Source organism: Cobetia sp. 1AS1, assembly GCF_029846435.1.
GTDB lineage: Bacteria > Pseudomonadota > Gammaproteobacteria > Pseudomonadales > Halomonadaceae > Cobetia > Cobetia amphilecti.
The window spans coordinates 692720-717679 of sequence record NZ_JARWKU010000002.1 but is presented as its reverse complement, the minus strand read 5'-3'; the positions used below and the strand labels follow the sequence as shown (position 1 = coordinate 717679).

Annotated in this window: 21 protein-coding genes; 11 read left to right on the top strand and 10 right to left on the bottom strand. The window is 62.0% G+C overall.

Going from position 1 to position 24960, the window contains the following annotated elements:
• Positions 1-114: 114 nt before the first annotated feature.
• The 6 genes from QD280_RS06805 to QD280_RS06780 all read right to left on the bottom strand — a co-directional run bounded on the left by QD280_RS06805 (position 115) and on the right by QD280_RS06780 (position 5653).
• Positions 115-666, bottom strand: coding sequence for a hypothetical protein (locus tag QD280_RS06805; RefSeq protein ID WP_279838735.1), 552 nt, complete (start codon positions 664-666; stop codon positions 115-117).
• Positions 663-1283 (bottom strand): HupE/UreJ family protein, encoded by a 621-nt coding sequence (locus tag QD280_RS06800; protein ID WP_279838734.1) that lies wholly within the window; start codon positions 1281-1283, stop codon positions 663-665. The genes QD280_RS06805 and QD280_RS06800 overlap by 4 nt, the downstream gene beginning before the upstream one ends.
• A gap of 206 nt (positions 1284-1489) precedes the next feature.
• Entirely contained in the window at positions 1490-2590 is a 1101-nt protein-coding gene (locus QD280_RS06795) for a YHYH protein (protein WP_279838733.1), read from the bottom strand.
• A 228-nt stretch (positions 2591-2818) separates the two neighbouring features.
• Positions 2819-3169: a hypothetical protein gene (locus tag QD280_RS06790; RefSeq protein ID WP_279838732.1), complete on the bottom strand. Its 351-nt coding sequence runs from the start codon at positions 3167-3169 to the stop codon at positions 2819-2821.
• A 149-nt stretch (positions 3170-3318) separates the two neighbouring features.
• Positions 3319-4362 carry a YHYH protein gene (locus QD280_RS06785; protein WP_279838731.1) on the bottom strand — a complete coding sequence of 348 codons (1044 nt, stop codon included), beginning with the start codon at positions 4360-4362 and terminating at the stop codon, positions 3319-3321.
• Positions 4363-4696: 334 nt separating this feature from the next.
• Complete coding sequence (locus QD280_RS06780; protein ID WP_279833153.1) at positions 4697-5653, bottom strand: GlxA family transcriptional regulator; 957 nt, start codon at positions 5651-5653, stop codon at positions 4697-4699.
• A gap of 539 nt (positions 5654-6192) precedes the next feature.
• Between QD280_RS06780 and QD280_RS06775 the strand changes: the two genes are divergently transcribed.
• The 5 genes from QD280_RS06775 to tdh all read left to right on the top strand — a co-directional run bounded on the left by QD280_RS06775 (position 6193) and on the right by tdh (position 14750).
• Complete coding sequence (locus QD280_RS06775) at positions 6193-8010, top strand: BCCT family transporter (protein ID WP_279838730.1); 1818 nt, start codon at positions 6193-6195, stop codon at positions 8008-8010.
• 609 nt (positions 8011-8619) lie between these two features.
• Positions 8620-10317, top strand: a complete 1698-nt coding sequence (locus QD280_RS06770) for a BCCT family transporter (RefSeq protein WP_279838729.1) — start codon at positions 8620-8622, stop codon at positions 10315-10317.
• Positions 10318-10680: 363 nt separating this feature from the next.
• Positions 10681-12219: a BCCT family transporter gene (locus tag QD280_RS06765; RefSeq protein WP_279838728.1), complete on the top strand. Its 1539-nt coding sequence runs from the start codon at positions 10681-10683 to the stop codon at positions 12217-12219.
• A 270-nt stretch (positions 12220-12489) separates the two neighbouring features.
• Positions 12490-13728, top strand: coding sequence for a glycine C-acetyltransferase (locus QD280_RS06760; protein WP_279838727.1), 1239 nt, complete (start codon positions 12490-12492; stop codon positions 13726-13728).
• Positions 13725-14750: an L-threonine 3-dehydrogenase gene (gene tdh, locus QD280_RS06755; protein WP_279838726.1), complete on the top strand. Its 1026-nt coding sequence runs from the start codon at positions 13725-13727 to the stop codon at positions 14748-14750. Before QD280_RS06760 ends, tdh begins: the two co-directional genes overlap by 4 nt.
• A 15-nt stretch (positions 14751-14765) precedes the next feature.
• On the opposite strand, the gene QD280_RS06750 is transcribed toward tdh, so the two are convergent.
• Positions 14766-15707, bottom strand: coding sequence for a LysR substrate-binding domain-containing protein (locus QD280_RS06750; RefSeq protein WP_279838725.1), 942 nt, complete (start codon positions 15705-15707; stop codon positions 14766-14768).
• Positions 15708-15838: 131 nt separating this feature from the next.
• On the opposite strand from QD280_RS06750, the gene QD280_RS06745 reads away from it, so the two are divergent.
• The 4 genes from QD280_RS06745 (at position 15839) to QD280_RS06730 (ending at position 18659) form a co-directional block, all read left to right on the top strand.
• Positions 15839-16291: a DoxX family protein gene (locus tag QD280_RS06745; RefSeq protein WP_213114470.1), complete on the top strand. Its 453-nt coding sequence runs from the start codon at positions 15839-15841 to the stop codon at positions 16289-16291.
• A gap of 61 nt (positions 16292-16352) precedes the next feature.
• Positions 16353-17078 (top strand): pirin family protein, encoded by a 726-nt coding sequence (locus QD280_RS06740; protein ID WP_279838724.1) that lies wholly within the window; start codon positions 16353-16355, stop codon positions 17076-17078.
• A gap of 281 nt (positions 17079-17359) precedes the next feature.
• On the top strand, positions 17360-17800 hold the full coding sequence (locus tag QD280_RS06735) for a YkvA family protein (RefSeq protein ID WP_279838723.1): 441 nt from the start codon (positions 17360-17362) through the stop codon (positions 17798-17800).
• Positions 17801-17975: 175 nt separating this feature from the next.
• Positions 17976-18659, top strand: coding sequence for a hypothetical protein (locus tag QD280_RS06730; protein ID WP_279838722.1), 684 nt, complete (start codon positions 17976-17978; stop codon positions 18657-18659).
• Positions 18660-18861: 202 nt separating this feature from the next.
• Here QD280_RS06730 and QD280_RS06725 read toward each other — a convergent pair whose 3' ends face one another.
• The gene (locus QD280_RS06725) at positions 18862-19824 is read right to left on the bottom strand and encodes a DMT family transporter (RefSeq protein ID WP_279838720.1); all 963 of its coding nucleotides are present in this window, start codon (positions 19822-19824) and stop codon (positions 18862-18864) included.
• A gap of 774 nt (positions 19825-20598) precedes the next feature.
• Between QD280_RS06725 and QD280_RS06720 the strand changes: the two genes are divergently transcribed.
• Positions 20599-22293: an L-lactate permease gene (locus tag QD280_RS06720; protein ID WP_279838719.1), complete on the top strand. Its 1695-nt coding sequence runs from the start codon at positions 20599-20601 to the stop codon at positions 22291-22293.
• Positions 22294-22491: 198 nt separating this feature from the next.
• The gene (locus QD280_RS06715) at positions 22492-23433 is read left to right on the top strand and encodes a 2OG-Fe(II) oxygenase (protein WP_279838718.1); all 942 of its coding nucleotides are present in this window, start codon (positions 22492-22494) and stop codon (positions 23431-23433) included.
• A gap of 110 nt (positions 23434-23543) precedes the next feature.
• On the opposite strand, the gene QD280_RS06710 is transcribed toward QD280_RS06715, so the two are convergent.
• Complete coding sequence (locus QD280_RS06710) at positions 23544-24182, bottom strand: cold shock and DUF1294 domain-containing protein (protein WP_279838717.1); 639 nt, start codon at positions 24180-24182, stop codon at positions 23544-23546.
• 26 nt (positions 24183-24208) lie between these two features.
• Positions 24209-24766, bottom strand: a complete 558-nt coding sequence (locus QD280_RS06705; RefSeq protein ID WP_279838716.1) for a DUF2628 domain-containing protein — start codon at positions 24764-24766, stop codon at positions 24209-24211.
• Positions 24767-24960: the final 194 nt, after the last annotated feature.

Here is a 24960-nt window from a genome sequence, read left to right as displayed (position 1 = left end):
TCCGATCCAGACTCCTTGAAGAAAGCGGCCAGATGGCCGCCTAAAGCCCAACCCTAGGGAACTGCACGTGTAGTGGTTCTGGTGATGGCTCCGATGCCAGCTCGAACAGCAGCCTCACCACTGCATCACGATGAAGGACAGGGTCATCACGCCGATGGCGACCAGCCAGGCGCCCAGCACGCGTTGGGCGATGACGAAAGCCGACTCGGGGAGCAAACGCCCGGCCAGTGCAAGAATCCCCCAGCCGGCGACAACGATGAGGAGTATGGCCGTCATTACGCCCAGCAGTATTGCCACAGGGGTAGTGGCCACGTCATGACCGACGAACAGCAGGGCGACCACCAGCCCCGACAACGCTGCCGGGACACGCGCCATCAGCGCCCTGCCCCACAGCGTGCGCAGTGGTAGATGAATCGACACCAGCAAGGCCGTGACGATCGCAAAGCCCACCACTGCCATCACCAGCGAATCCGGCGCGTACAGCGCCACCACGATTCCCAGCACCATGGCATTGATCAGACGCAGGACACCGCGCAGCCACTCGCCAGTCGTGAAGCGGCTCTGACAGGCAACGCCCACCAGACTGGCCGTCAGCAGCAGATAAAGAATCACCGGACTTCCGGTAGCGGCGCGAACACCCAACAGCCATTGATCCCACATCATCATGCCAAGGCCTCCATCAGGAAGTAGACACCCAACAGCGCCGTCACTGCGCCCAACACCCGCAGCAACACGCCCTGACGAAAGCGCTCTGCCACTACACCCACGCCGATACCGGCGGCATGCAGACTGCCGGTAGCCAACATGAAGCCCATCGCAAAGGCGAAGGGATCAGAGGCCAGGGGCAATTCCGCCCCGTGAGCGTAGCCATGACAGATCGCGAACACCGAGACCACCAGACAGGCGAGCCACAGCGGCAACGCGACCCGCCACACGATGAAGGCGCCGAGCACCAGCGCGGAAAGCGCGATACCGATCTCGATGCTCGGCAGCGCCAGGCCCACGATGCCGACCACGCTGCCCAGCGCCATGATCATCGGGAAGACGACCGGCAGCAGCCAGGTGGCGGGCCGCCCCAGAATCACGCCCCACAGGCCCACCGCCACCATGGCCGTGAAGTGATCAAGCCCGGTCAGAGGATGCAGGAAGCCTGCGGCAAAGCCACCGACCGAATCGGTATCGACATGGGCATGCGCAGCCCCGGAGAACATGACCAGCAACAGGCCCAGGCGGGGGATGGCTGTCCGCGAGAGTCGCGGCGCCGAAAAGCGGGTGAACGTCATGAGGTGACAATCCTTCGGTGAAAAGCATGAAGCCCCGCGGCAATGCAGGTCTTTCGCATGGCCGCAGGGCTTCTTCATACAGCACGCTATTTCATGCAGCGCTTGTGCTCAGGCAGTCCGCGCGAGTGTCGGCAAGGTGGCGGGCCAAGCTGCCCTCCAAGCTGCCGCGCCGAGCTTCCACTCGGCAGCCTGATGGACATCCGCCCCTACTGCTCGCTGGATGCCTGAGGCGGGGCCTCTGACGGCTGATCAGACTCCGGGCGATCAGACGTGTCCTGCTCCGGCCCACCCGGACCACCCGGGCCGGGGCCCTGGCCCGGTATGCGCGGCGAGCCGATGCCCATGCTGGCCGTGGTCACGAAGTTGTCCTTGGCGACCACGCCCTTGAGGCACTTGGGCAGATTCGGGAACTCGTCGGTAGCGTGATAGTGGTACTCGCCCTCGGGGTGGCGCTCGGTCGGGCCGAAGTGACCATTGCAGCTGTCGAGGTCCGTCGGGACGCTGCCGCCGGAATCCTGGGTGCCGAACATCGGATAGCCATCGAAGGCATAGGCGAACTGGGCGGTATGGCTCTGTGGCAACTGACAGTGGGCATCAACACCGTGCTCATCATAGAGGGTGTCGATATCGGTCGCCGTTGCATGCCAGTGATACCAGCCACCGGGATCGACATGCCCGCCACAGGTATCCAGCGCCGGCAGGTTGCCGGTATCCAGCACTGACGGGGCATCAGCGAAGATTGGCACACCATCCAGGGCGAGACCGATCTTGGCGACGGTGCCCAGCGGTGTGGGCTCGTCAGCCTCGACCGGTTCAAGGGGCAGCAGCACGGTCATCTCGACGCTTTCATCCTCGGCCACATTGAGGCAGTTGTTGGCCTCGACCGGCCTCTTGCTCAGGTCCGTCATGATGTGGAGCGTTTCGTCATCATCATGGAAATGGAAGCCGAGCGTATCGAGCATCTCGAAGAAGGCACGATCCAGCCGATACAGGCCCGAGTTTTCGCCATCCCAGTCCCAGATACCGCCCTCGTCATCCAGAGATGGCGGGCAGAACGGGCCGGTTTTCAGGCCATCCGGCTTGTACTTGACTACCAGACGGGTGCACTGGGTCTGCGTGCCATTTTCCAGCGTACAGCTCACCGTTTCAGGGGCTTTCACCAGTGCGGCCGAGGAGAATTGGCTCGGCACGACTTCAGCATGAGCCGCGCCGGCCATCAGCATCGCGACCGAGGCTGACAGCACAGCAGCGGGCAAGCGGGCCGTGTGCCGCACGGCAGTTGCACGATGAGGAGGGGTGATGGTCATTCAATGACTCCTGACAGGACGCTTGAACGTCGCGGCAAGCGCAAGGTGCCACCGCGACAGAAAGGGTGGATCAACCAGAACGCATGCAAAAGAGAGCGATACAGTCTACAAGCCAGCACTGACAACCGGCAGCCCACAGACAGCAACGCCCGCCCTCTGATTCCATGCAACATCATCAGAGTGGCGGGCGAAGCATTCACGGTGCATGCGACGCAGGCGCCTTCAGCCTCAGCGTTCCGCTGGGCCACCCGGCGGCTTGGCACCCTCGGGCAGGCAGGCAAGGCCTTCACCGCCATCGGCCGGCGCGTCACCTGATGCACCCGGGCCAGGGCCGCCCTCGGGCGGAGCGATGCACTGACCGGGGATCAGATCCTGCTGACCTTGCACCTGAATCTGACACTGGTCTCCCACCTGCTTGGCGATACATGCCTCCAATGCTTCCTGAGGCGGCTTGCCGCGCGGCGGTTGCTGCGCCGCACTCACGGCACTGACTGCCAGCAGAGCGCCGGTGATGGCAAACATTGCGCCACTGCGGGCGATGGTCTGACTCACGCCAGAGAGACCAGAAAGCTTCATCATGCTCGTTCCTTGTGTATTCGTGCGGATGAACGCAGGGTGCCGCCAGAGTGTGCAGGCAATATGTCAGAAAGCCGCAACCACGCTGACAACCCGAGGCAACCCCAGCACTGACAAGGGCTCCCCCAGTCACACAAGAGAAGCCTTCGGCATCACGCCTTTTCGTGAGGCTTTTGCCCTTCAGGCCCGCCCTCGGGCGGCCCACCTGCCGGGCGTTCATCTGCCTTGCAGACCGCATCCGGCGAGTCGAGCGCACAGCCGATCTCGCCCTTGAAGCAGCCCAGAATCTCGTTCTTCTCGGCACTGTTGCCGTGATAGTGATAGCCGATCCCTTGAGCGACGTGACCGCTGCAGGCATCCAACTCGGCCTTTTCAGCATCCTCACCGGTCAGCTTGGCCAGTATCGGGTAACCGTCCATCGCGAAGCCGATCATTGGGGCATCCGCTTCCGCTTTCTCCTGCTTGGGGCTACAGCCATTGGCACCGTGGTAGTGATAGCCCACGTGCAGATTCACATGCCCCCCGCAATCGTCGAACGGGGCCAGAGTATGGGCAGCGAGAATCGCATCCTGCGGCGCTGCGGCGTCGAATCTGACGCCATTGAAGGCGATACCCCGTGGGCCAAGCGTGCGCCCTGCCGCCTCACCCTGACGGGCGACAGGCACCAAGGGCAGCACATAGGTGGTCTCGACGACCTCATCCATGTATTCCGTGCGGCATTCCACACAGTAGTTGTTGTACTCCTCGGCCACATCCGGCCGCGCCGCCTGATCACACGCGGTCCTGGTATCGGTGACGTGAACCTTGCCGGTGTCCTTGTCGAATAGCTGCCACTCGGGGTCATCATAGAAGGTGGCCAGATTCTCGATGAAGGCACCATCGACGTCGTATTGCGTGCCGTCGCGCACCCAGATACCGCCCTCATCAGCAGTGTCCGAGATATTGCCCGGGCACCAGGGGCCCATCTCATCGGCGGCCAGCGAGTTCTTGAGCGTGATGCTGAAGCACTGGGTCTCGGTGCCGCCGGATAGCGTGCAATCCACCACCTCGGGGCCTGCCACGACGCTGTCGGCATCGAACATCGACTTGATCGTTGCCAGGCGCTCGCTCATGTCGGTGCCGTGGGCCACGGCGGTCGTGGAGGCCATCAAGGCGATGGCGCTCCCCAATAGCAGCTTGCTTGTCAGATGCTTCATTCCCCATCCCCTTGTCATTGCGAAAGTCGCTCTCATGCTTCTGCAGGCCACACGCAACTGTCATTCACCCGCGGCAAACGCCGGCTGAAACCTCGTACTTCCTCCAGCACAAGACGCACCCTGCCCGACAGCATGGCACCTCAAGGCGTGGATACCCGCTTTCTGGCAGCCTCTCCCATCAGATCACGTTTTTGACACGCGGGTATGACAGCCGCATGAGGATCACCGACAAAAGCCAGTGGTGAGAGCCGAACGCAGGCAAGGTGGCGCACGAACTTGCAGCAATTGTTGAAAGCAGCGCCCTTGTGTTGAAAGCAGCGTCCTTGGCCAGACCTCAGCGCGTCTGGCGCGGGGAATGCCCGAAGTGGTTGCGGTAGGCACGCGAGAAGCTGGAGCTGGAGGTAAAGCCGCTCGACAGCCCGACCGAGAGAATATCGAGGTCGGTTTCCTTGAGCAGATGCCGCGCCCGCTCCAGGCGCAGCCGCAGGTACCAGGCCCGCGGCGAGGTCGACAGCTCCTGCTCGAACAGGCGCTGTAACTGGCGCAGCGAGACGCGACAGCGCTTCGCCAGCTCCTCCAGCGACAAGGGGGTGTCCAGGTTCTGCTCCATCAGGGCGACCGCATCGACCAGCTGGCGCTTGTGGGTGCCCAGGCGGCGCGCCAATGTCATGCGCTGCTGGTCCGTCCGCGTGCGCATGCGGTCGTGTACCAGCTGCTCCGAGACATCCACCGCCAGCGCCGTGCCGTGCCGGCGGGCAATCACATCCAGCGCCATGTCCATCGCGGCTGCTCCGCCGGCACAGGAAAAGCGCCGCGCGCCCAGCTCGAACAGCTCATCCGAGGTACTGATGGTCGGGAAGCGCTCACGAAACGCCGGCAGGCTTTCCCAGTGCAGCGTGACGCGCTCGCCGTCCAGCAGTCCTGCCGCCGCCAGCAGGAAACAGCCGGTATCCAGGCCGCCCAGCACACAGCCTCCGCCATCGAGACGATGCAGCCAGCCCGTCAAGGCGCGATTGAGGTGCGCCTCGGGCTCGAAACCGCTGCATACCGCCAGCGAAGGCAAGGAGCGAATATCGAGAATGCTGTGGTCGGCGACCAGCGTCATGCCACTGGAAGACGTGACCGGCTGGCCATCCTCACTGATGAGCAGCCAGCGAAACAGCGGCTTGCCACTGATGCGATTGGCGATGCGCAGAGGCTCCACGGCCGCGAAGAACGCCATCATCGAGAAGCGTGGCAGCAAGAGAAACCCGATGGTTTCCGGTAGCGGGCCGAGGTAATCGAGTCGCATCGTGCAGTGGCTCCAGAGAGTGAGAAGGTGAATCCGCCCTGCCCGGCGGCTGAGCGCAAGCAGCGTCAATGACGTCGTGAGGGCAAGTACCTGAGGTGCAGGATCCGCTCACGCCCCTGCACTGCCGGAATGTTATCCCGAAAGCGTCCCACAGATGGCCAACATTGTCGCATACAGGCAATCAATGGTCGCATCACGTCAAGAATATCATTGCATGATTTCTGCTTCTCGGACAGCCGCGACACCCCTGCGCGATAGCCCTTGCCAATGCGTCTGCGTGACCGAATGGGCCCGCTGGCGAACACGCTCTTGCGACACAGCCAATTTTCCAGAAGCTGTAGCCATCAAAATCAATTCCATTCATAATATATTGTAATGCTTTGAGGAAGTTAGCGTCTTCCCGCGCCTCTCGACAAGCATTCACGCCTTCATCTCGTTGCCTTATCGACAACAATTTTTCGCGATAGATGAACGGTCATTCCGCCGTGACCGCGACAGGGAACGCTGGCCCTACGACCAGCTCGAACAGGAGATATTGCGTGACCCCACCTCAGCCTGATCCCGCCTCACCTGACAATTCCAGTACCAAAAACGCCAGTACCAAAAACGCCAGTACCAAAAACGCCACCGATAACAACACTACCTCTGACGACAGCGCCGCGGCAGTCGTCGGTTCTCAGCGCTACCATTCGCCGGACCTGAGCCTGCGCGTCGAGACCTCCGGCCCGCTCAAGGGCATGCACAAGGGCATGACCCTGACCTCCGCCGGCCTGCTGCTGCTTTTCGTTCTCGCCACCGGCCTGGCACCCGAGCTGTCCTCCAGCCTGTTCGGCGCCGCGCGCGCCTGGATCGAATCCACTTTCGGCACCTATTACCTGGTGACCATCGTCGGTCTGATCGGCCTGTGCATTGCCCTCGTCTTCTCCCCCTGGGGCAAGCTGCGCCTGGGCGCGCCGGATAGCCGCCCCGAATTCTCGCGCTTCACCTGGATCTCGATGCTGCTCTCGGCAGGCGTCGGGATCGGCATCCTGTTCTTCGGCGTCGCCGAACCGATGTTCTACTTCGACAACTCCGGCGGCTTCGGCTACCCCAACAATCCGCACGCTGACCTCGCCGGCCATATGGCGATGGATCACGCCCGTGCCGTCGACGCTCTCAAGCAAGCCTTCTTCCACTGGGGCCTGCACGGCTGGGCGGTCTATGTCATCGTCGGCATGACGCTGGCCTACTTCGCCTATCGTCGCAATCTGCCGCTGGCACTGCGCTCCGCGCTCTATCCGCTGATCGGTGACCGCATCTATGGCCCCATCGGCCATGCCGTCGACATCATGGGCGTGCTGGGCTGCGTGTTCGGTATCGCCACCTCACTGGGGCTGGGCGTCAGTCAGATCGCCGTCGGCCTCAACCGCCTGACCGGTATCGACTCGGGTATCGGCACCCAGGTCGTGCTGATCGCGGTCATCAGCGTCATCTCCATCGCCTCGGCGGTCTCCGGCGTCCAGCGCGGCATCCGCATCATTTCCGAGCTGAATGTCGGCGTGTCCGTCATCGTGGTCGGCAGCTTCTTGATCGGTGGCCCGACCCTGTGGCTGATCAGCATGTTCGGCGAGACGGTTGTCTCCTACGTGCGTGACGTCATTCCCATGGGGCTGTGGGTCGCGAGCACGCCGGTCGAGCGCGACTGGCAGGATGCCTGGACCATCTTCTACTGGGCCTGGTGGCTGGCATGGGCGCCGTTCATCGGTCTGTTCATCGCGCGTATCTCCAAGGGCCGCACCCTGCGTGAGTTCATCCTTGGCGTGCTGATCGCCCCGCCGCTGATCATCTTCATCTGGCAGACCCTGTTCGGCGGCACCGCCCTGCATCAGGAGCTGAACGCGGCCATGGGCCCGGGCACCGGCCAGCTGATGGGCATGATTCGCGACTGGAATCTGCCAGAGGCACTGTTCGCCACCGCCGATGCGCTGGTGAGCAATGACATTCTCAGCACCGTGCTGACGTCACTGCTGATCTTCCTGCTGATCAGCTGGTTCGTGACCAGCTCCGACTCCAGCACCCTGGTCATCACCACCATCCTGTCGATGGGCGATGAAGACCCGCTGCCGCGTCACCGCATCTTCTGGGGTGTCTGCATCGGCTCCGTCGCGGCGGTGCTGCTGATGGCAGGCGGGCTCAAGGCGCTGCAGACGGTATTGATGGCGGCCGCCCTGCCGGTCAGCTTCGTGATCCTCGCCATGACGCTTGGCCTACTGGTCGCGCTGGTCGATGAATCACGCAGCATGATCACGTCGCGTCGTCAGCCGAAGACCGGCCCGCAAGCCACGCCGCGAGCGGTCAGCCAGACCAACGCGGGCTAGGCGATCTTCCAGTGATTTCGTAATGCAAGGCTCCATGACGCAAGCGTAGAGAGGGCAGCGTGGCGCTCTCGGCACTTGCACCGGAATCACAGGCCTACTGGCCCGCATTTATTAGAATGTGTGTGATCACAGCATCAGCATCGCGTGACCTTAGCGTCACAATCGTGTCACCCACGCATCACCAATGCCCGCTCAGGCCAACACCTGAGCGGGCATTGTCATTTCTGGCGTCTTTTGCATGCTCTTCACGTCGTGTTGTGGCAAGCAGGTGTCGCTTGCCTCCAACGTCCCCACACCGCACCTGACTAGTCTGGAAAGGCGCAACCCTCGGCCTGACAGCCGGTTGCGCTGCTGACAGGACACTGACAGCAAAAGTGCCCAGCCAGGCACGCATGACACTCTTGGCGTTCTCGAGATTAGCTACCCCCGGCATTGGCCTGATCGAGAACACCATCCCCCACTTTAGCCACCGGCCTGCCCGTGCCGATTCCGCTCTCCAGGCCTCAATGTGATCAGCCTCAAGGCACTCAGGCCGCAGCAGAAGCGACGCTCAAACAGCAATTAGAACGACAGCTCACTCAACAACTACAACAATTCAGGAGTCTTCTCATGGCAGCGACAGACCATGATCCACTCGGTGATCCCGCACCACACCCTTCGCAGAACAATGCCCTCACGGCACATATCCAGGTGGAAACCAGCGGCCCGCTCAAGGGCATGCACAAGGGCATGACCCTGACCTCGGCCGGCCTGTTGCTGGCGTTCGTCGTCGGGGCCGGTCTCTCACCCGATGGGGCGGCCGCCATCTTCGGTGCCGCGCGCAGCTGGATCGAACATACCTTCGGCACCTACTACCTGGTGCTGGTGGTCGCGATGATCGCCCTGTCGCTGGTCCTGGTGTGTTCGCCGTGGGGCAGCCTGCGCCTCGGTCCCAAGGACAGCGCCCCGGAATTCTCGCGCTTCACCTGGATCTCGATGTTGCTCTCGGCAGGTGTCGGCATCGGCGTGCTGTTCTTCGGTGTCGCGGAGCCGATGTTCTATTTCGACAATTCCGGTGGCTTCGGCTACCCCAACAACCCGCACGCGGATCTGGCCGGCGCGACCGCCATGGATCACGCCCGCGCCGTCGAGGCGCTCAAGGTGGCCTTCTTCCACTGGGGGCTGCATGGTTGGGCGATCTACGGCATGGTCGGCATGACGCTGGCCTACTTCGCCTATCGCAAGAAACTGCCGCTGGCGCTGCGTTCCGCGCTCTATCCGCTGATCGGTGATCGCATCTACGGCCCGATCGGCCATGCCGTCGACATCATGGGCGTGCTGGGCTGCGTGTTCGGTATCGCCACCTCACTGGGCCTGGGCGTCAGCCAGATCGCGGTGGGCCTCAATCGCCTCACCGGTCTGGATGCCGGCATCGGCACTCAGCTGGCGCTGATCGTCGCGATCAGTGCGATCTCGATCGCCTCCGCGGTCTCCGGCATCAAGCGCGGGATTCGCTTCATCTCCGAGCTGAACATCGGCGTGTCGGTCCTCGTGGTCGGCAGCTTCCTGATCGGTGGCCCGACGCTGTGGCTGATCTCGCTGTTCGGCGAAACGCTGCTGGCCTATCTGCGCGATGTGGTGCCGATGGGGCTGTGGGTCGCCGAGACCGCGGGAGAAAACAGCTGGCAGGTCGGCTGGACCATCTTCTACTGGGCCTGGTGGCTGGCGTGGGCGCCGTTCATCGGGTTGTTCATCGCCCGCATCTCCAAGGGTCGCACCCTGCGTGAATTCATTCTAGGCGTGCTGATAGCGCCGCCGCTGATCATCTTCATCTGGCAGGCGCTGTTCGGCGGTACCGGCCTGTATCAGGAGCTGACGGCCAGCATGGGTGCCGGCAGCGGCGAGCTGATGACGCTGGTGCGCAACTGGAACCTGCCCGAAGCGCTGTTCGCCACCGCCGATGCCCTGGCGGGCAACAGCGTGCTGAGCGTCATCCTGTCGTCTCTGCTGATCTTCCTGTTGATCAGCTGGTTCGTGACCAGCTCGGATTCCAGCACCCTGGTGGTCACGACCATCCTGTCGCTGGGCGATGAAGAACCGCTGGCGCGCCACCGTATCTTCTGGGGCATCTGCATCGGGCTGGTGGCCGGTACGCTGCTGATGGCGGGCGGGCTCAAGGCGCTGCAGACCATCCTGATGGCTGCCGCCCTGCCGATGAGCTTCGTGATCGTGGCGATGACGCTGGGCCTTCTGGTGGCGCTATGCCAGGAATCCGGCATCGCCCTCATGAAACTCGGCAAGCCGAAGCCGGACAGAGGACAGGCCTGAGCTCTTGAGGCTGAGGCTGGTGGACTTGTGTCAGTCCCCACATGAAGCCTCACTGGCATGACATGCTCTGCCAGACAGGCCCTGCCAACCTCCACTCGCCGAGCCATCCCGTGATAGGAGCGGCTCGGCGAGTCGCGTTGAGCAACACATCACGCTTATGCCTGCCGATATCGCGCTGGTGTGGGCCCTCATGTCGCAACAAGCCAATTAGTTGTCGTGCATATCCAAAACTGCTTACCCAGTACGGATAGTCTTATGAGGTCCTTGCCATTCACAGGAGCTCAGCATCGGCCTCTTCAACGCGTCATCTCATCCCCGCATCACGTTGCCAGCCACGACAATAACAACATCAGGACTCGCACAATGACCCACCACTCGCCCTCTGCACAGCCTGCTTCTGATCAATCCGCGTCTGAACAGTCCGTCTCTGGACAGTCAAATCATGAACAACAGAACGCGCACTCCGCTGACGACATCTGCGGACTGGGAAACTCGGCCTGTGGCAAGGAGCAGTACCTGACCTCGGTCGCGACCGTCTGCGTGATCGCGCTGCTGATCGGTGCCGCCGCCCTGTTTCCCGAAGGATTTCTGGCCAGTCTCGACCTGATCAAGGGCTCGGTGATCGGCAACTTCGGCTTCCTGTTCACTTGGCCGGCCTTTGCCGTCTCGCTGCTGCTGGTCGTGGTCTGCTTTACCCCGCTGGGCAAGCTGCGCTTCGGCGAAGGCGACCCTGAATTCCATACCCTGAGCTGGATGGGCATGCTGTTCGCCACCGGCATGGGCATCGGCCTGCTCACCTGGGGCGTGCTGGAACCCAAATATCACACCGATGCCGGCCTTAGCACCGACATGGCGCTGCTCAACGCCTTCAATCACTGGGGCCTGCTCGCCTGGGCCGGTTATCTGGCCATCGGCGCGCTCTTCGCCCACGCCATGTACAACATGAAGATGGCCAAGCCCGCCGAAGAACTGCTGGGCAACGGCCTGTGGAGCAAGCTGAACCTGGTAAGCCTCGTCGTTTCCACCGTCATCGGCCTGTCGCTGTCCTTCACCTACGCGACCACCCCGATCCAGCAGGGGCTGGTCAAGCTGGTCGGCATCGAATTCAGCCCGACCCTGATCATCTGCGTGCTGGCCGTGTGCGCCATCATCTCCTCCACCTCGGGCCTCAAGCGCGGCATCAAGTGGCTGAGCAACTACAACACCCTGTTTGCGATCATCCTGATGCTCGGCGTGCTGGTGCTGACCGTGCCCGGCGATATCCTCTCCACCTTCGTGCGCCTGGTGCCGGAATACCTGCTCAAGTACCCCGCGATGGCCACCGATATCGGCCTGGGCGATCCGGAGCGCAAGACATGGCTGGCAGACTGGCTGTATGCCTTCGAGGCGGCCTGGTATGGCTGGTTCATCTTCACCGGCGTCTTCATCGCCCGCATTTCCAAGGGCCGCACCCTGCGTGGCATGGTGCTGGGCGTGATGCTGGTGCCGACCCTGTTCTCGTGCCTGTGGTTCGTGGTCTTCGGGCTCGGCAGTCTGAGCCTGGGCGTCGATGACGTGTTCAAGCTGATCGACACCATCGACAGCAGCGGCCTGCTGTCCCTCATCCTGACGCTCAACATCCTGCTGTTCTTCATCACCAGCGCCGACTCCGCGGGACTGGTGTGCGAGATGCTGACCGTCAAACGCTCACGCGCCTTCTGGATCGTCTCCATGGCGGCACTGGCCGTCGTGGTCAGCTGGCTGGGCGGTGATGTCTACAAGACCCTGCTGAGCCTGATCTCGGTCGCCGCCATCCCGGTCGCCTTCGGTATCTTCGCGCTGGTAATCGCCTTCGTGATCCGCGTACGCCGTGATCGCGCCACCCGCGCCATCCCGGCACCGGCGCCACTCACCCAGCGCTGAACCGCCATGGCGTGAGAGGCATCGTAGCGCGCACTGACGCAATGCAGTCTGTCCAAAACAACGGCCCTGCCCTCTAACGAGGTGCAGGGCCGTGTCACGTCTGCTGCAGACCCTTTCCCTCCCCCGACGCTCACGCGCCCTTGTCGGCATACGCTCTGGCAGACCACTATGCTGTCAGTAACAGGTTGACCGTCTCTGCGAACAAGACGGCTCAAGCAGACCGAGCCCAGCGGTGACACCCGACAGTGTGACGGACCACAGGAGCGACGCATGCCAGCCAGTTTCCACGACCACCTCAGCCGTCAGATCAATGAGCTGCATGAAGAAGGTCTCTACAAGCAGGAGCGCGAGATCACCTCGCCCCAGCGTGCCAGCCTGCGGGTCGCGGGCGGGGGTGAACACGAGGGGCAAGGGGCGGAGGTGATCAACTTCTGTGCCAATAACTACCTGGGCCTTGCCGATAGCCCCGAGCTGATCGCGGCCGCGCAGCAGGCGCTGGAGCGTGATGGTTTCGGCATGGCCTCGGTGCGCTTCATCTGCGGCACTCATCATCAGCATCGCGTGTTGGAAAAACGCCTCGCGGCCTTTCTCGGCATGGACGATGCCATCCTCTATTCCTCGTGTTTCGACGCCAATGGCGGCCTGTTCGAGACACTCTTCGGCCCTGAAGACGCCATCATTTCCGATGCGCTCAATCACGCCTCCATCATCGATGGCGTGCGTCTGTGCAAGGCAAGCCGCTATCGCTATGCCAACAATGACATGCGCGAACTCGAGGCCCGTCTCAAGGAGGCGGATGCCGCCGGTGCACGCTTCAAGTTGATCGCCACCGACGGTGTCTTCTCGATGGATGGCGTGATCGCCAACCTCAAGGGCATCTGCGAGCTCGCCAGACGCTACGATGCGCTGGTGATGGTGGATGACTCCCACGCCACCGGCTTCGTGGGGGCCAACGGGCGTGGCAGCCACGAATACCATGACGTGATGGATCAGGTCGACATCATCACCACCACCTTCGGCAAGGCACTGGGCGGGGCCTCGGGCGGCGTGACGGCCGCGCGCGGGCCCATCGTCGAGTGGCTGCGCCAGCGCTCGCGCCCTTATCTGTTCTCCAACTCGCTGGCACCGCCCATCGTGGCGGCGACTCTCAAGGCACTGGACAAGGTCGAGGACAGCGCCGAGGCGCGCCGTAAGCTTTGGGAGAACGTCGAACGCTTTCGTCGTGGCATGCAGGAGGCCGGCTTCACCCTCGCGGGTGCCGGTCACGCCATCATTCCGGTGATGATCGGCGATGCACGCCTGGCGGGCGACTTCGCCAATCGCCTGCTGGAGGCCGGCATCTACGTGATCGGGTTTTCCTACCCGGTGGTGCCCAAGGGACAGGCGCGCATTCGCACCCAGATCTCGGCGGCGCATACTCCGGAACAGATCGAGACCGCCATTGCCGCCTTCACGCGCATCGGCCGCGAGATGGGCGTGATCGACTCCACGCCGGGAGGTGATGCATGAAGGCGCTGGCCAAGCTCAAGGCCGAACCCGGCATCTGGATGACCGAGACGGCCGTACCGGAAATCGGCCACAACGATGTGCTGATCAAGATCCGCAAGACCGCGATCTGCGGCACGGACATGCACATCTATCAATGGGATGAGTGGTCGCAGGCGACCGTGCCGGTGCCGATGGTCACCGGTCATGAGTATGCGGGGGAGATCGTCGCGCTGGGCAGCGAGGTGCGTGGCTACGAGATCGGCGACCGTGTCTCGGGCGAAGGGCACATCACCTGCGGCCATTGCCGCAACTGCCGCGCCGGGCGTCGACATCTGTGTCGCAATACCGAGGGCGTGGGCGTCAACCGTCCCGGCGCCTTCGCCGAATACCTCGCACTGCCCGCCTACAACCTCTTCAAGCTGCCGGATGAGATCAGCGATGACCTGGCGGCCATCTTCGACCCCTTCGGCAATGCCGTGCATACGGCGCTGGCGTTCGATGTGGTCGGCGAGGACGTATTGATCACCGGTGCCGGGCCCATCGGCATCATGGCGGCGGCGGTCATCCGCCATATCGGGGCTCGCCACGTGGTGGTCACCGACGTGAATGACTATCGACTGGCACTGGCCGAGCGGATGGGCGCGACCCGCACCGTCAATGTCAGCCGCGAATCCCTGAAGGAGGTGATGGCGGAGCTCGACATGCATGAGGGCTTCGATGTGGTGCTGGAAATGTCCGGCGTGCCTTCCGCCGTCGAGCAGATGCTCGATGTCATCAATCATGGCGGCAAGATCGCCATGCTGGGCATTCCGCCCGGCGAGATGGCCATCGACTGGACCAAGGTCATCTTCAAGGGGCTGACCATCAAGGGCATCTACGGCCGCGAGATGTTCGAGACCTGGTACAAGATGGCCAGCCTGATCCAGTCAGGGCTGGATCTCTCGCCCATCATCACCCATCGACTGAGCGTCGAAGACTTCCAGCAGGGCTTCGAGATCATGGGCTCCGGTCAGTCGGGCAAGGTGGTGCTCGACTGGGGCTGAGGGCGTCTGCTCGGCTCAGTCTCCGCGCAAGTCAGTCGCCGGCGCGCGCGGCAACAGCCCGAAGGCTTCGCCCATGCCGGGGGCGGCAAGGCGCTCGAGGAACCATTTGAGCGCCTTGCCCTGACGGCCACTGCGCCAGGCGAGCGAGAGATCGATCGGCGCGCGCTGCGTCTCCAGCTGCAGCAGTGCCAGACTGCCCTCCTCCAACTGGCGATGGATTCGATGCAGCGGCAGATAGCCGACCCCCAGCCCCTTGCGCTGGACCTCGATCTTCTGCGCCGTGGTCTTGACGATGATCTGGCTGCGGCCATCCAGCAAGCCGGAAGAATGGCCGGGCAGGCTGCGCGAACTGTCCGCCACGATCACGGTGGGATATTCCTGCAGCGCCTCGATGGCAATCGGCTGCGCCAGCCGGGTCAGCGGATGATCTGCCGCCACGGCGAAGACCGGTTCTATTGCGCCGAACCGCCGGCATGCAAGCCCAGACACCGGTGGCTCACCGGGCGCGCCGATCACCAGATCACAGCGATTGTCATGCAGCGCATCCCAGGCCCCCGCCATCACCTCCTCGCTCAACACCACCCGCGTGCGCGGCTGGATGGCCTGGAATTCCTCCAACAGCGGATAGAGCGCGTCCGGATCAAGAATGGTATCGACGCAGATACGCAGCTCGACCTCCCAGCCGGCTCCCGCCTGACGCGCCAGCGCCGTCATCTCCTCGGTGGCCAGCAGAATGCGCCGCCCATGCGCCAGCACCAGGTGGCCCGCATCGGTCAGCTCGGCCTTGCGCCGCGAGCGATCGAACAGCGGCACGCCCAGCTCTTCCTCCAGCTTCTGGACCGAATAGGAAATCGCCGAGGGCACGCGATGCAGCGTCTCGGCGGCCGCGGCGAAACTGCCCCGCCGCTCGATGGCATCCAGCACGCGCAGGGCGTCGAGTGTGATGGGTGAGACCATGATTCAAAAATTCTGATCATTGAGACCAGAATCCTCCGTTATTTTTTTGATAAGCCTCATTCTATAGTAGCTCCATCGATCAAAGACACTGATCTGAAAGACCTCATATCCCCTGATCAATGGAGCCACACATGTTCAAGTCCGCCCTCTCTCGCCTGATGACCACCGATTCCAGCCTCGCAAGCCTGGTGCTGCGCGTCCCGACCGGCATCATCTTCATGGCCCACGGTTCACAGAAACTGTTCGGCGCCTTCGGCGGCTACGGTCTGGAAGGCACCGGTCAGTGGATGGCCTCCATCGGTATCGAGCCGGGCTACCTGATGGCGCTGCTGTCCGGCAGTGGCGAGTTCTTCGGCGGACTGGCGATCCTGATCGGCCTGCTGACACGTCCGGCGGCTGCCGTGCTGGCCTTCACCATGCTGGTCGCCATCCTGACCGTGCATATCGGCAATGGACTGTTCGCGAGCAACAACGGCTATGAATACGCGCTGGCACTGCTGACCATCGCAGCGAGCCTGGCGATCACCGGCGGCGGCAAGCTGTCACTCGACCGCCTGCTGAGCCCGGCCAGGCACGATTCATAAGCCCGCTGAAGGCTGGCTATTCATCACTCAATGCGCGCCCGCACAGTCTCAGGAGGTTGCCATGCTCACGTTACGTCCCGGCAATGCGCGCGGCCATGCCAGGTTCGCCTGGCTGGAGAGCCGCCACAGTTTCTCCTTCGCCAGCTACTACGACCCGGCTCACATGGGCGTCTCCGTACTGCGCGTGATCAACGATGACCGCGTGGCGCCGGGCGCGGGCTTCGATCCGCACTCGCACAGCGATATGGAAATCATCAGCTATGTGCTGTCAGGCAGCATCGAGCACCGCGACAGCATGGGCTCACGACACACCCTGGGGGTGGGCGAAGTCCAGCTGATGAGTGCCGGGACGGGCATCGAGCACAGTGAGTACAACGCCTCGTCCCGCGAGCCACTGCACTTTCTGCAGATCTGGATCACGCCACAGGCCAAGGGGCTGCCGCCGCGCTATCAGCAGCAGCCCTTCGCCGCCCGCGACGGTCTAACCCTGTTGATCGCACCACCGGCGCAAGCCGCGCCTGGGGTGCTGGCCATCAATCAAGATGCCCGGATGTATCGCATCGGCCTGCAAGGAGATGACGAGCAGCGCACAGCACTGGAACTGCCGCTGGACGCAAGGCGCCGCTACTATCTGCACGTGATCGAGGGGTCCACGCGCTTGAGCGGGGACGATGCGCATAGTGTCTCGCTGGGCGCAGGCGACGCCGCGACGCTGGATCAGGCATCACGACTCGTACTCAGCGATGCCCAGCGACTGCACGCCCTGCTGTTCGACCTGCCCGCCTGAACCTTTGATGCTGATCTGTGCCTGATCACCAAAAATGACGCCGCCTCCTTGCCCAATCGATAAGGGTGAGGAGGCGGCGTCTTTCTGTCTGCCATTGCCAGCACGCAGCGGCTCACAAAGCGCTCCACAGAATGACACATGGAGCGATTGCCGAAGTGACTCACGGAGCGAACCATGGAACGACGCAACCCGCTCAAAGTCACATGATAGAGTAAGGCCCAAAGCTCAGGGTATGAGACTGGCAGCCATTGCCGACACCTTCAGATGACGGAGACAGCGCCATGACGAATGAGACCATCATCGCCGCCGAGCCGCCTGAGACACTCAGGCTGCCAGCACCGGATCCACTAGCGCAGACGGGCGATGACAGCCGTCCACACCAGGAGGCCCTCGACGCCCATACCGAGGACTACTCGGAGGCCGGCTTCTGGCGCAAGGTGAGCGGCGCCGCCAGAAAGGCCGGCAAGCGCGTGCTCAATCCTGCATTTCGCATGTATTTCGCTGCCCAGGACCCCGATACGCCTCTCTGGGCGCGCACCACCATCTATGGGGCGCTGGGCTATTTCATCTCACCCATCGATGGCCTGCCCGACTTCACGCCGCTGCTTGGCTACACCGATGACCTGACGCTGATGGCAGGCGCCGTCGCCATCGTCGCCGCACATATCAAGCCGGAGCATTCCGAGCGCGCGGAGACGACGCTCAAGCGCTGGTTCGATTGAGCTGGCGCCTCTTGCGACTCTTCACATATACAAATGCAACAATATTCAACAAAAGTTAACAATGGTTGAAAGGCGTTGTCTGGCCCGTGTTTAGCCTTGTGACATGCGCATGTTACGGTGAGCGACAACTTCGCCACGCCCGAGAATTCGTCATATGCCCGTCACTCGAATGCCCATGCCATTGATGAAACTCGCTACCGCGGGCATTGCCCTCATGGTGCTGGCCGGCTGTGTGTCGCGCGCGCAGATCGATGTCCCGAAGGTCACGCCGGTGGAGGCGCAGGCCTACCAGCACAAGGTGTTCTATTCCGACGTCTATTACAGCCAGCCACAGGCCAACCTGTTTTCCGGCGCAGCCCAACAGGCCATGCAACCACTGGGCAACATCAAGCTGTCGCGCGCCTGTTCACCGGCAATGACTCACTTCAATCAATTGCTGCGTGAGCAACTGCCCGCGTCTTCGCGCATCACCCATGATGCACGTGCCAGCGACTACCGCCTGCAGGTGGAAATCCAGGCCCATGAGAATCGTGGCCCTGTCTATCTTGATTACCTGATCGCCCAGAACCTGACCAAGAATCTGCTGACCTTCGGTGTCGCCAATGAAGATTTCGATATCATTGCCGATTTCGATGTCCAGTATCGTCTCTACGACAAGAACGAGCAGTTGCTGTTCAGCAAGGATTACGCCGTTCAGGACTCCGTGCCGCACCAGGCAGGCAACTTCGACTTCGGTGATCGCATCTTCCTGCCGGCCCAGAACATGATGAAGAAGTACCTGCTGCTGACGATGAATGACTTCTTCGTCAACGCCAGCCGCCCGAGCCCAGAACTTGCCGCCGTACTCAGCGATAGCTGACAGCGGGGCAGATCCAGCACGCCCGAGCTCATGACAACCGTAAACACGACAACGCCTCGCCAGCCAAGCTGACGAGGCGTTGTCGTGTTTCAGGCCCCTTCATCCCTTCACTAATGCCATCGAGACTCGCGCATCGTGTACCGCGCGGCATTCATCACGATCGCGAGCAGAAGGAAGACATCAGTTCAGGACTCAATAGGCGTCATTGACTTGTCTGTTCCGTCTGCTTCGCCTGCGCATCTCTTGAGGTGTCCTTGCGCAAGCCTAGCGGCATGCGCAGCAACACATCCGGGCGATTCTGCGCCAGGCTCAGCACCGTGATCGCGAGCAGAATCAGCGCCATGCCGCCTATCTGCATAGCATCCAGCCCCTGTCCCAGAATCAACAGGCCATACAGGGTGGCAGTGATCGGCTCGATCATGGCGACGATGGAGGCGACCGACGGCAAGCTATGACGCAGCCCGGCAATATAGCAATAGAAGGACAGGCCACCGCCCACCAGCCCGAACAGGATGAAGACCCACCACTCATCGGCGAAGGGCACTGCAATCGCCTGTCCCATGTCCGTGAACGGCACCATGATCAAGGTGCTCAAGCCCAGCGCGATGGCCAGGATGCCCGGCACACTGCCATGCCGCGAAGCGGACTTGAAGGCAAAGATGAACACGGCATAAGACACGCCCGCCAACAAGCCAAAGGCGATGCCCAATGGGGTGACAGAGGCAGAGCCGGATTGCAGCACGCCTGTCAGCAATACGATGCCGATCATCACCACCACGATCGACCCCAACTTGACCGGCGTCGGTTTCTCGACCCGCGCCAGGAAAGAGGCGATATAGACAAAGATGGGCGCGCTGTACATCAGCGTGGCAGCCACCGCGACGCTGCTTTCATTGACGCTCTTGAAATAGAACATGAAATTGCCGGCGACACCCAGCCCCGCCAACAATGACCACCCCAACAGACCCCGCGTGGAGTCGGCCGGGCGCTTGTGATAGCCCAGCAGAAACATCCAGCCCAGCATGCAGATGAACCCCACCATGGCGCGCCAGAACGAAATGACTTCGGCCTGCCAGCCCCACGACATCAACTGACTTCCCAGCCCACCGGTAATCCCCCACTGGAGGGCTGCAAGAATGACCAATAACGTGCCCCATTGTGCCATGCGCTCTCCATAGACGTGATTGATTGAGGAAAGACAGCGTAACAAGACAGGCCCACACCCTGTAAATATACACAGCCGGCTTATTTGTACTTTCTTTTATTTAAATGGTATCCAATTGTTATTCTCAATCAGCCAACGAAAGTTAAACTTGAATACCTGTCGCCAATGCATGACAGACATGACGGCCACAAGTGACTTGTCACTGAATCGTGCGCGACTTCTTGAATAATCAGTGGATATATCCTTGCCTGAACAGGGCTTCATTTCGCCCATCATCTCGAGACAATGACAACCACCAGAAAAAGGGGATTCACGCAAGCCAGCAAGGCGTGAGCCGCCCTTATGGCGCGCAAGACACCCCCACCCGACCATCTTCTTGTTCGCCATTCCTCCTTCTATTGGGGCGCTTTGGGCACGTGAAGCGCGTGGCATGCAGATGTCATTGGCCGGATGCCCTTCCTGTCACGCTCAGGAAGTAGACGCCTCTCACCCGGTAAACTGCCGCCTTTTAGTCTAATAAACTGACCTGCTGCGCGTGATGAGTGGGCTGCGACACCTCACAGAGTCATTGACTATCAATGAGTTGGCGCAAATAAACCTCGTGATCATCACTGGTAATACCAGATGACCTCAAGTAGCAGAAACAAATGGACTCTCTTACCTTGAGCTAGCGTCAGGTGCGACATAACCACGCACCCACCAACAACAAAGTCTTATAAAACGACGTTCGCCACGCAACATGGGGCGCCACGCAACATAGGGAGAGTGCTGCACATGAATCAGTCGCTATTGGCACTATTGGCCTTCGTGCCATTGCTGCTAGCCGGGGTGCTGTTGATCGGCTTTCGCATGGCCGCCCGCCTCGCCATGCCCATCGTTTTCGTGGTCACTGCCCTGATCGCCCTGCTGGCCTGGGACATGACCTTCACTCGTGTCCTGGCCTCTTCATTCCAAGGGCTGATACTGACGGTCGCGATCCTGTGGATCATCTTCGGCGCCCTGCTGCTGCTCAATACCCTCAAGCATTCCGGCGGCATTGCCGCGATACGCAACGGCTTCTCCGGCATCAGCCCGGACCGCCGCGTACAGGCCATCATCGTCGCCTGGCTGTTCGGCTGCTTCATCGAAGGTGCCTCCGGCTTCGGCACCCCTGCCGCCGTCGCCGCCCCCTTGATGGTGGCGCTGGGCTTCCCGGCATTGGCCGCGGTCGTGGTGGGCATGATGGTGCAATCGACGCCGGTCTCCTTCGGTGCGGTCGGCACGCCGATCGTGGTCGGGGTCTCCGGTGGCCTCGACAAGGCCGGTGTCAGCGAGACACTGGCCGCGAATGGCTCGAGCTGGGACGCCTACTTCCAGCTGGTGACCTCTGAAGTCGCCATCACCCACGGCATCATCGGGATCTGCATGCCGTTGATCATGGTCGCGGTGATGGTGCGCTTCTTCGGCGCCAATCGCTCCTGGCGTGAAGGGCTGGAAGTCGCGCCCTTCGCGCTGTTCGCCGGTGTCTGCTTCGTGGTGCCTTACGTACTGGCAGGCATGCTGCTGGGGCCGGAATTCCCGTCGATGATCGGCGCCATGGTGGGGCTCGCCATCGTGGTACCCGCGGCGCGCAAGGGCTTCCTGCTGCCCAGCCGGACCTGGGACTTCCCGAATGCTGACAGCTGGCCCGCGGAGTGGATCGGCAAGCTGGACATGACGCTTGAGCCCGTCGAGGGCCGCAAGCCGCTCTCGGTCGGCATGGGGTGGTTGCCGTATGTGCTGCTCGCGGTGCTGCTGGTGATGTCGCGCGTCATCGCGCCGATCAAGGAGGCGCTGACCTCGTGGAGCTTCGGCTGGAGCGGCATTCTCGGGGAGGCTGACATCTCCGGCAGTCTGCAGCCCTTGTACCTGCCCGGCGGTATTCTGGTGGTCGTGGTACTGCTGACCATCGTGCTGCACCGCATGCGCATGCGAGACGTCAGTGCTGCTGTCAGCGAATCCAGCCGCACCATCCTCGGCGCAGGCTTCGTGCTGCTGTTCACGATTCCGATGGTGCGCATCCTGATCAACTCCGGCGTCAACGAGGCGGATCTGGTGTCGATGCCGGTGGCGATGGCGCAGTTCATCGCCGATAGCGTGGGCGATATCTATCCGCTGTTCGCGCCGAGTGTCGGTGCCCTCGGGGCCTTCATCGCTGGCTCCAACACCGTCTCCAACCTGATGCTGGCCGATTTCCAGTTCAACGTCGCCCAGGCTCTGGGCATCTCCAGCGCCATGATGGTCGCCCTCCAGGCGGTCGGCGCGGCTGCCGGCAACATGATCGCCATCCACAACGTGGTAGCCGCCTCGGCCACCGTCGGCCTCCTGGGCCGCGAAGGCGTCACGCTTCGCAAGACGATCCTGCCGACACTCTACTACGTGATCTTCGCTGGCATTATCGGCATGATCGCCTTCCACGGCCTGGGGGTGGTCGACGGCTTGATGAGCTGACAGAGCGCCTCGTCACACTCTGGCAAACGACAGCAGGCCCGCATTGTGTGCGGGCCTGCTGTCGTGTGGAGGTCATCAACATAATATTGAATGTGTTTACTCCAGGGGCCTGTTTATCAACAAGGCACGGCGTAATAAATTGCCCAACATCGCCGAAACGGCAGCCTTCATGTCGCAAGTTTCTGGAGCAGACATCCCATGACCCATTCTGTATTGCCCCCTACCCGACTACAGCAGACCCGGTTGCAGCAGGCCCGCGAGCTCGAACTTCCTTCCCGCGAAGCCATGCTGCGGCGCGCCCCCTCCGTCCAGCAATTCTGGGACAGCCATCGTCAGCTGCTGAGTGACGCCTGGCGTGAATGGGAAGCCGTCGAGCAAGACGACCTCGCCATCCTCGATAGTGGATTGATCGACGAGGCGCTGCGCACTGCCGTCAAGCAGGCGTGGGAGAATCCCGAGCGCGAGACGGACGTCAAGGCGCTGATGACAGAAGTCGCCACTGACGTCTATCAGTTCCAGCTCTTCGATGTCGAGCGCATTGCTGATCTGCGCAACATGCTGGAACAGGCATGGGACGCCGGCATTCCGCTGCGCCCGCCCTACGGTATCGTGCTCAACCGACGCGGCGCCATGCTCGACCGTCGCTCAGAGGGCTATCTAGCGGCACCGAGTTTCCAGGCGTTCTATCAGCAACTGCTGGACAGCTACATGCGCCCGATCTCGCGGCTGCTGTTCCCGGAAATCATCGGCTACGACAGCCAGTCCTTCGGCTTCTCGATCCACTACCAGCCCACCACGGACGCCTCGATTCGGCCGCATACCGACGCCTCGTCCGTGACCCTCAACATCAACATGAACCTGCCCGACGAGACCTTCGAGGGCTCTGAACTGGACGTTCTGGACGCCGCTAGCGGAGACGCAGTGCGCTTCTCGTTCACGCCCGGCTCGGCCATGTTGCATCGCGGTAATGTGCCGCATGCCGCGCAGCCGATCACCAGCGGCCAGCGCTCCAACCTGGTGCTGTGGCTGTATGGTGAGCGAGGCCAGATACCGCCACAGGGCGCGCAACGCCGGGCGATACCTGCCAGAGACCGCTGGGTTGCCTCGAGCGCCGAACAGGATGATTTCGCACCGTTCTGATGGCCAGCGTGCTCTACTGGTAAACATTAGTGAGCAACAACGACAAAGGGGGCCCTTGATAGGCCCCCTTTGCGTTGTCATGCGCTCGATAACGGCGCTTGATTATCCGCTCATGACCACCTGATCATGGCCTCGCCTGCCATGACGGGAAAGCCGAGCAGATCACGAAGGGTCGCGGCATCCGGCGAGAGAGTCAGCCAGCTCACGGCGGCGATATTGAGCAATACCGCACACCAGAATACGAACCGGTAGCTTGTCTTGCGCGTCTTGTGACGCAGGCTCTGTTGGGCGATCAGCGCGCCCGGCCAGCCACAGACAAGCTCCATCAGGTGCAAGGTGCTCTCGGCCACGCGCCACTCATCCTGTGCGGCCGCCTGCTTGTCGACTCGATAGGCCAGATACGCCACCAGGCTCATGCCCAGATACGCTGCAGGCAACATCCATGGCAGACGCTCCTGCCACCAGCCCGCTCCGAGTACGACCATCACGGCTAACGCCACCAACCATGCAAGCCACACCCCGGTAGAGGTGGTGGAAGCTCCGGCTCCATGGGTGCGAAAGCGGATGGCACGTGGGCGGTTGTTGTCATCCATGCCCAACTGATAGTGCACCTGCGCGCTGGCCTTGGGTCGCCCGCGCCCCTGGTAGGCGCTGATATGGGCAAAGACATCCTTGCCACCTGACGCCGGGGTAATGAAGCCAAAGCCCTTGTCATCGTTCCAGCGCGTCAATCGTCCTTGAAGGTTCATCGCCTCATCTCTTCCCGGTCCGGCCCTTAGCCGATGAAGGTGCCTGTGGCGTTGCCGCCGCCCTTGCCACTGGCGCCACCATCGCCGTTGTCGTCGTCATCTCTTTCATCTCTTTCAACTCTGTCACCCCTGCCATCCTTGCGCTCCCGCTCGTCACGCTGATCGCCCCATGAGTCCTGATCCCGTGAGTCAGCGCCGCCTTGTTCATGATCGCGGATATCGGCAGCAGAGGCCTTTTGCGAATTGGCGTACACGGCCAGCGCATCATCGGGATTGCGCGCCGAGACCTGGGCCTGCTCTTGATAGCCCTGGGTTTCCAGCAGGCTCGCGTACCACAGGTTGCCCTTGAGGCTGATGGTCAAGTTGAGGCCCAGGAACAGGATATTGGAGATCAGCTGCCCTCCCTGCGTCGCCGGAATGAAGACCGAGCTGAGCACGATGAAGCCGAACAGACTGGCCGCCAGCAGCCACATGCGCTTGTAGAGCGCCCAGAACAGGCCGAAGAAGAACGCCGGCCATGACCAGCCGATCTTGACGGCACGCGTCCCGTGCTCGGGATGCGTCAGAATACGAAATGAAGCCATCGTGAAAATCCTTGTCTGTGATGCCGAGCGGGCAACAAGCTGCGACAGGCTCGGATAAATGACACACCCTTCGTACTATACCGCCAGCCACTTGTCAGGACCATGAACTGACCTATCGCTATCTCACTGATTCTCCTCAAGCTTGTCAGCCGCGCCCTATCATTCATGCCTAGCCATTCACACCGAGCCATTCG

Bases quoted from the DNA above. Each gene is read 5' to 3' on its own strand.
- QD280_RS06805 (WP_279838735.1), bottom strand. From the start codon at position 666: ATGATGATGTGGGATCAATGGCTGTTGGGTGTTCGCGCCGCTACCGGA.
- QD280_RS06800 (WP_279838734.1), bottom strand. From the start codon at position 1,283: ATGACGTTCACCCGCTTTTCGGCGCCGCGACTCTCGCGGACAGCCATC.
- QD280_RS06795 (WP_279838733.1), bottom strand. From the start codon at position 2,590: ATGACCATCACCCCTCCTCATCGTGCAACTGCCGTGCGGCACACGGCC.
- QD280_RS06790 (WP_279838732.1), bottom strand. From the start codon at position 3,169: ATGATGAAGCTTTCTGGTCTCTCTGGCGTGAGTCAGACCATCGCCCGC.
- QD280_RS06785 (WP_279838731.1), bottom strand. From the start codon at position 4,362: ATGAAGCATCTGACAAGCAAGCTGCTATTGGGGAGCGCCATCGCCTTG.
- QD280_RS06780 (WP_279833153.1), bottom strand. From the start codon at position 5,653: ATGCGACTCGATTACCTCGGCCCGCTACCGGAAACCATCGGGTTTCTC.
- QD280_RS06770 (WP_279838729.1), top strand. From the start codon at position 8,620: ATGGCAGCGACAGACCATGATCCACTCGGTGATCCCGCACCACACCCT.
- QD280_RS06765 (WP_279838728.1), top strand. From the start codon at position 10,681: ATGACCCACCACTCGCCCTCTGCACAGCCTGCTTCTGATCAATCCGCG.
- QD280_RS06760 (WP_279838727.1), top strand. From the start codon at position 12,490: ATGCCAGCCAGTTTCCACGACCACCTCAGCCGTCAGATCAATGAGCTG.
- tdh (WP_279838726.1), top strand. From the start codon at position 13,725: ATGAAGGCGCTGGCCAAGCTCAAGGCCGAACCCGGCATCTGGATGACC.
- QD280_RS06750 (WP_279838725.1), bottom strand. From the start codon at position 15,707: ATGGTCTCACCCATCACACTCGACGCCCTGCGCGTGCTGGATGCCATC.
- QD280_RS06745 (WP_213114470.1), top strand. From the start codon at position 15,839: ATGTTCAAGTCCGCCCTCTCTCGCCTGATGACCACCGATTCCAGCCTC.
- QD280_RS06740 (WP_279838724.1), top strand. From the start codon at position 16,353: ATGCTCACGTTACGTCCCGGCAATGCGCGCGGCCATGCCAGGTTCGCC.
- QD280_RS06735 (WP_279838723.1), top strand. From the start codon at position 17,360: ATGACGAATGAGACCATCATCGCCGCCGAGCCGCCTGAGACACTCAGG.
- QD280_RS06730 (WP_279838722.1), top strand. From the start codon at position 17,976: ATGCCATTGATGAAACTCGCTACCGCGGGCATTGCCCTCATGGTGCTG.
- QD280_RS06725 (WP_279838720.1), bottom strand. From the start codon at position 19,824: ATGGCACAATGGGGCACGTTATTGGTCATTCTTGCAGCCCTCCAGTGG.
- QD280_RS06720 (WP_279838719.1), top strand. From the start codon at position 20,599: ATGAATCAGTCGCTATTGGCACTATTGGCCTTCGTGCCATTGCTGCTA.
- QD280_RS06715 (WP_279838718.1), top strand. From the start codon at position 22,492: ATGACCCATTCTGTATTGCCCCCTACCCGACTACAGCAGACCCGGTTG.
- QD280_RS06710 (WP_279838717.1), bottom strand. From the start codon at position 24,182: ATGAACCTTCAAGGACGATTGACGCGCTGGAACGATGACAAGGGCTTT.
- QD280_RS06705 (WP_279838716.1), bottom strand. From the start codon at position 24,766: ATGGCTTCATTTCGTATTCTGACGCATCCCGAGCACGGGACGCGTGCC.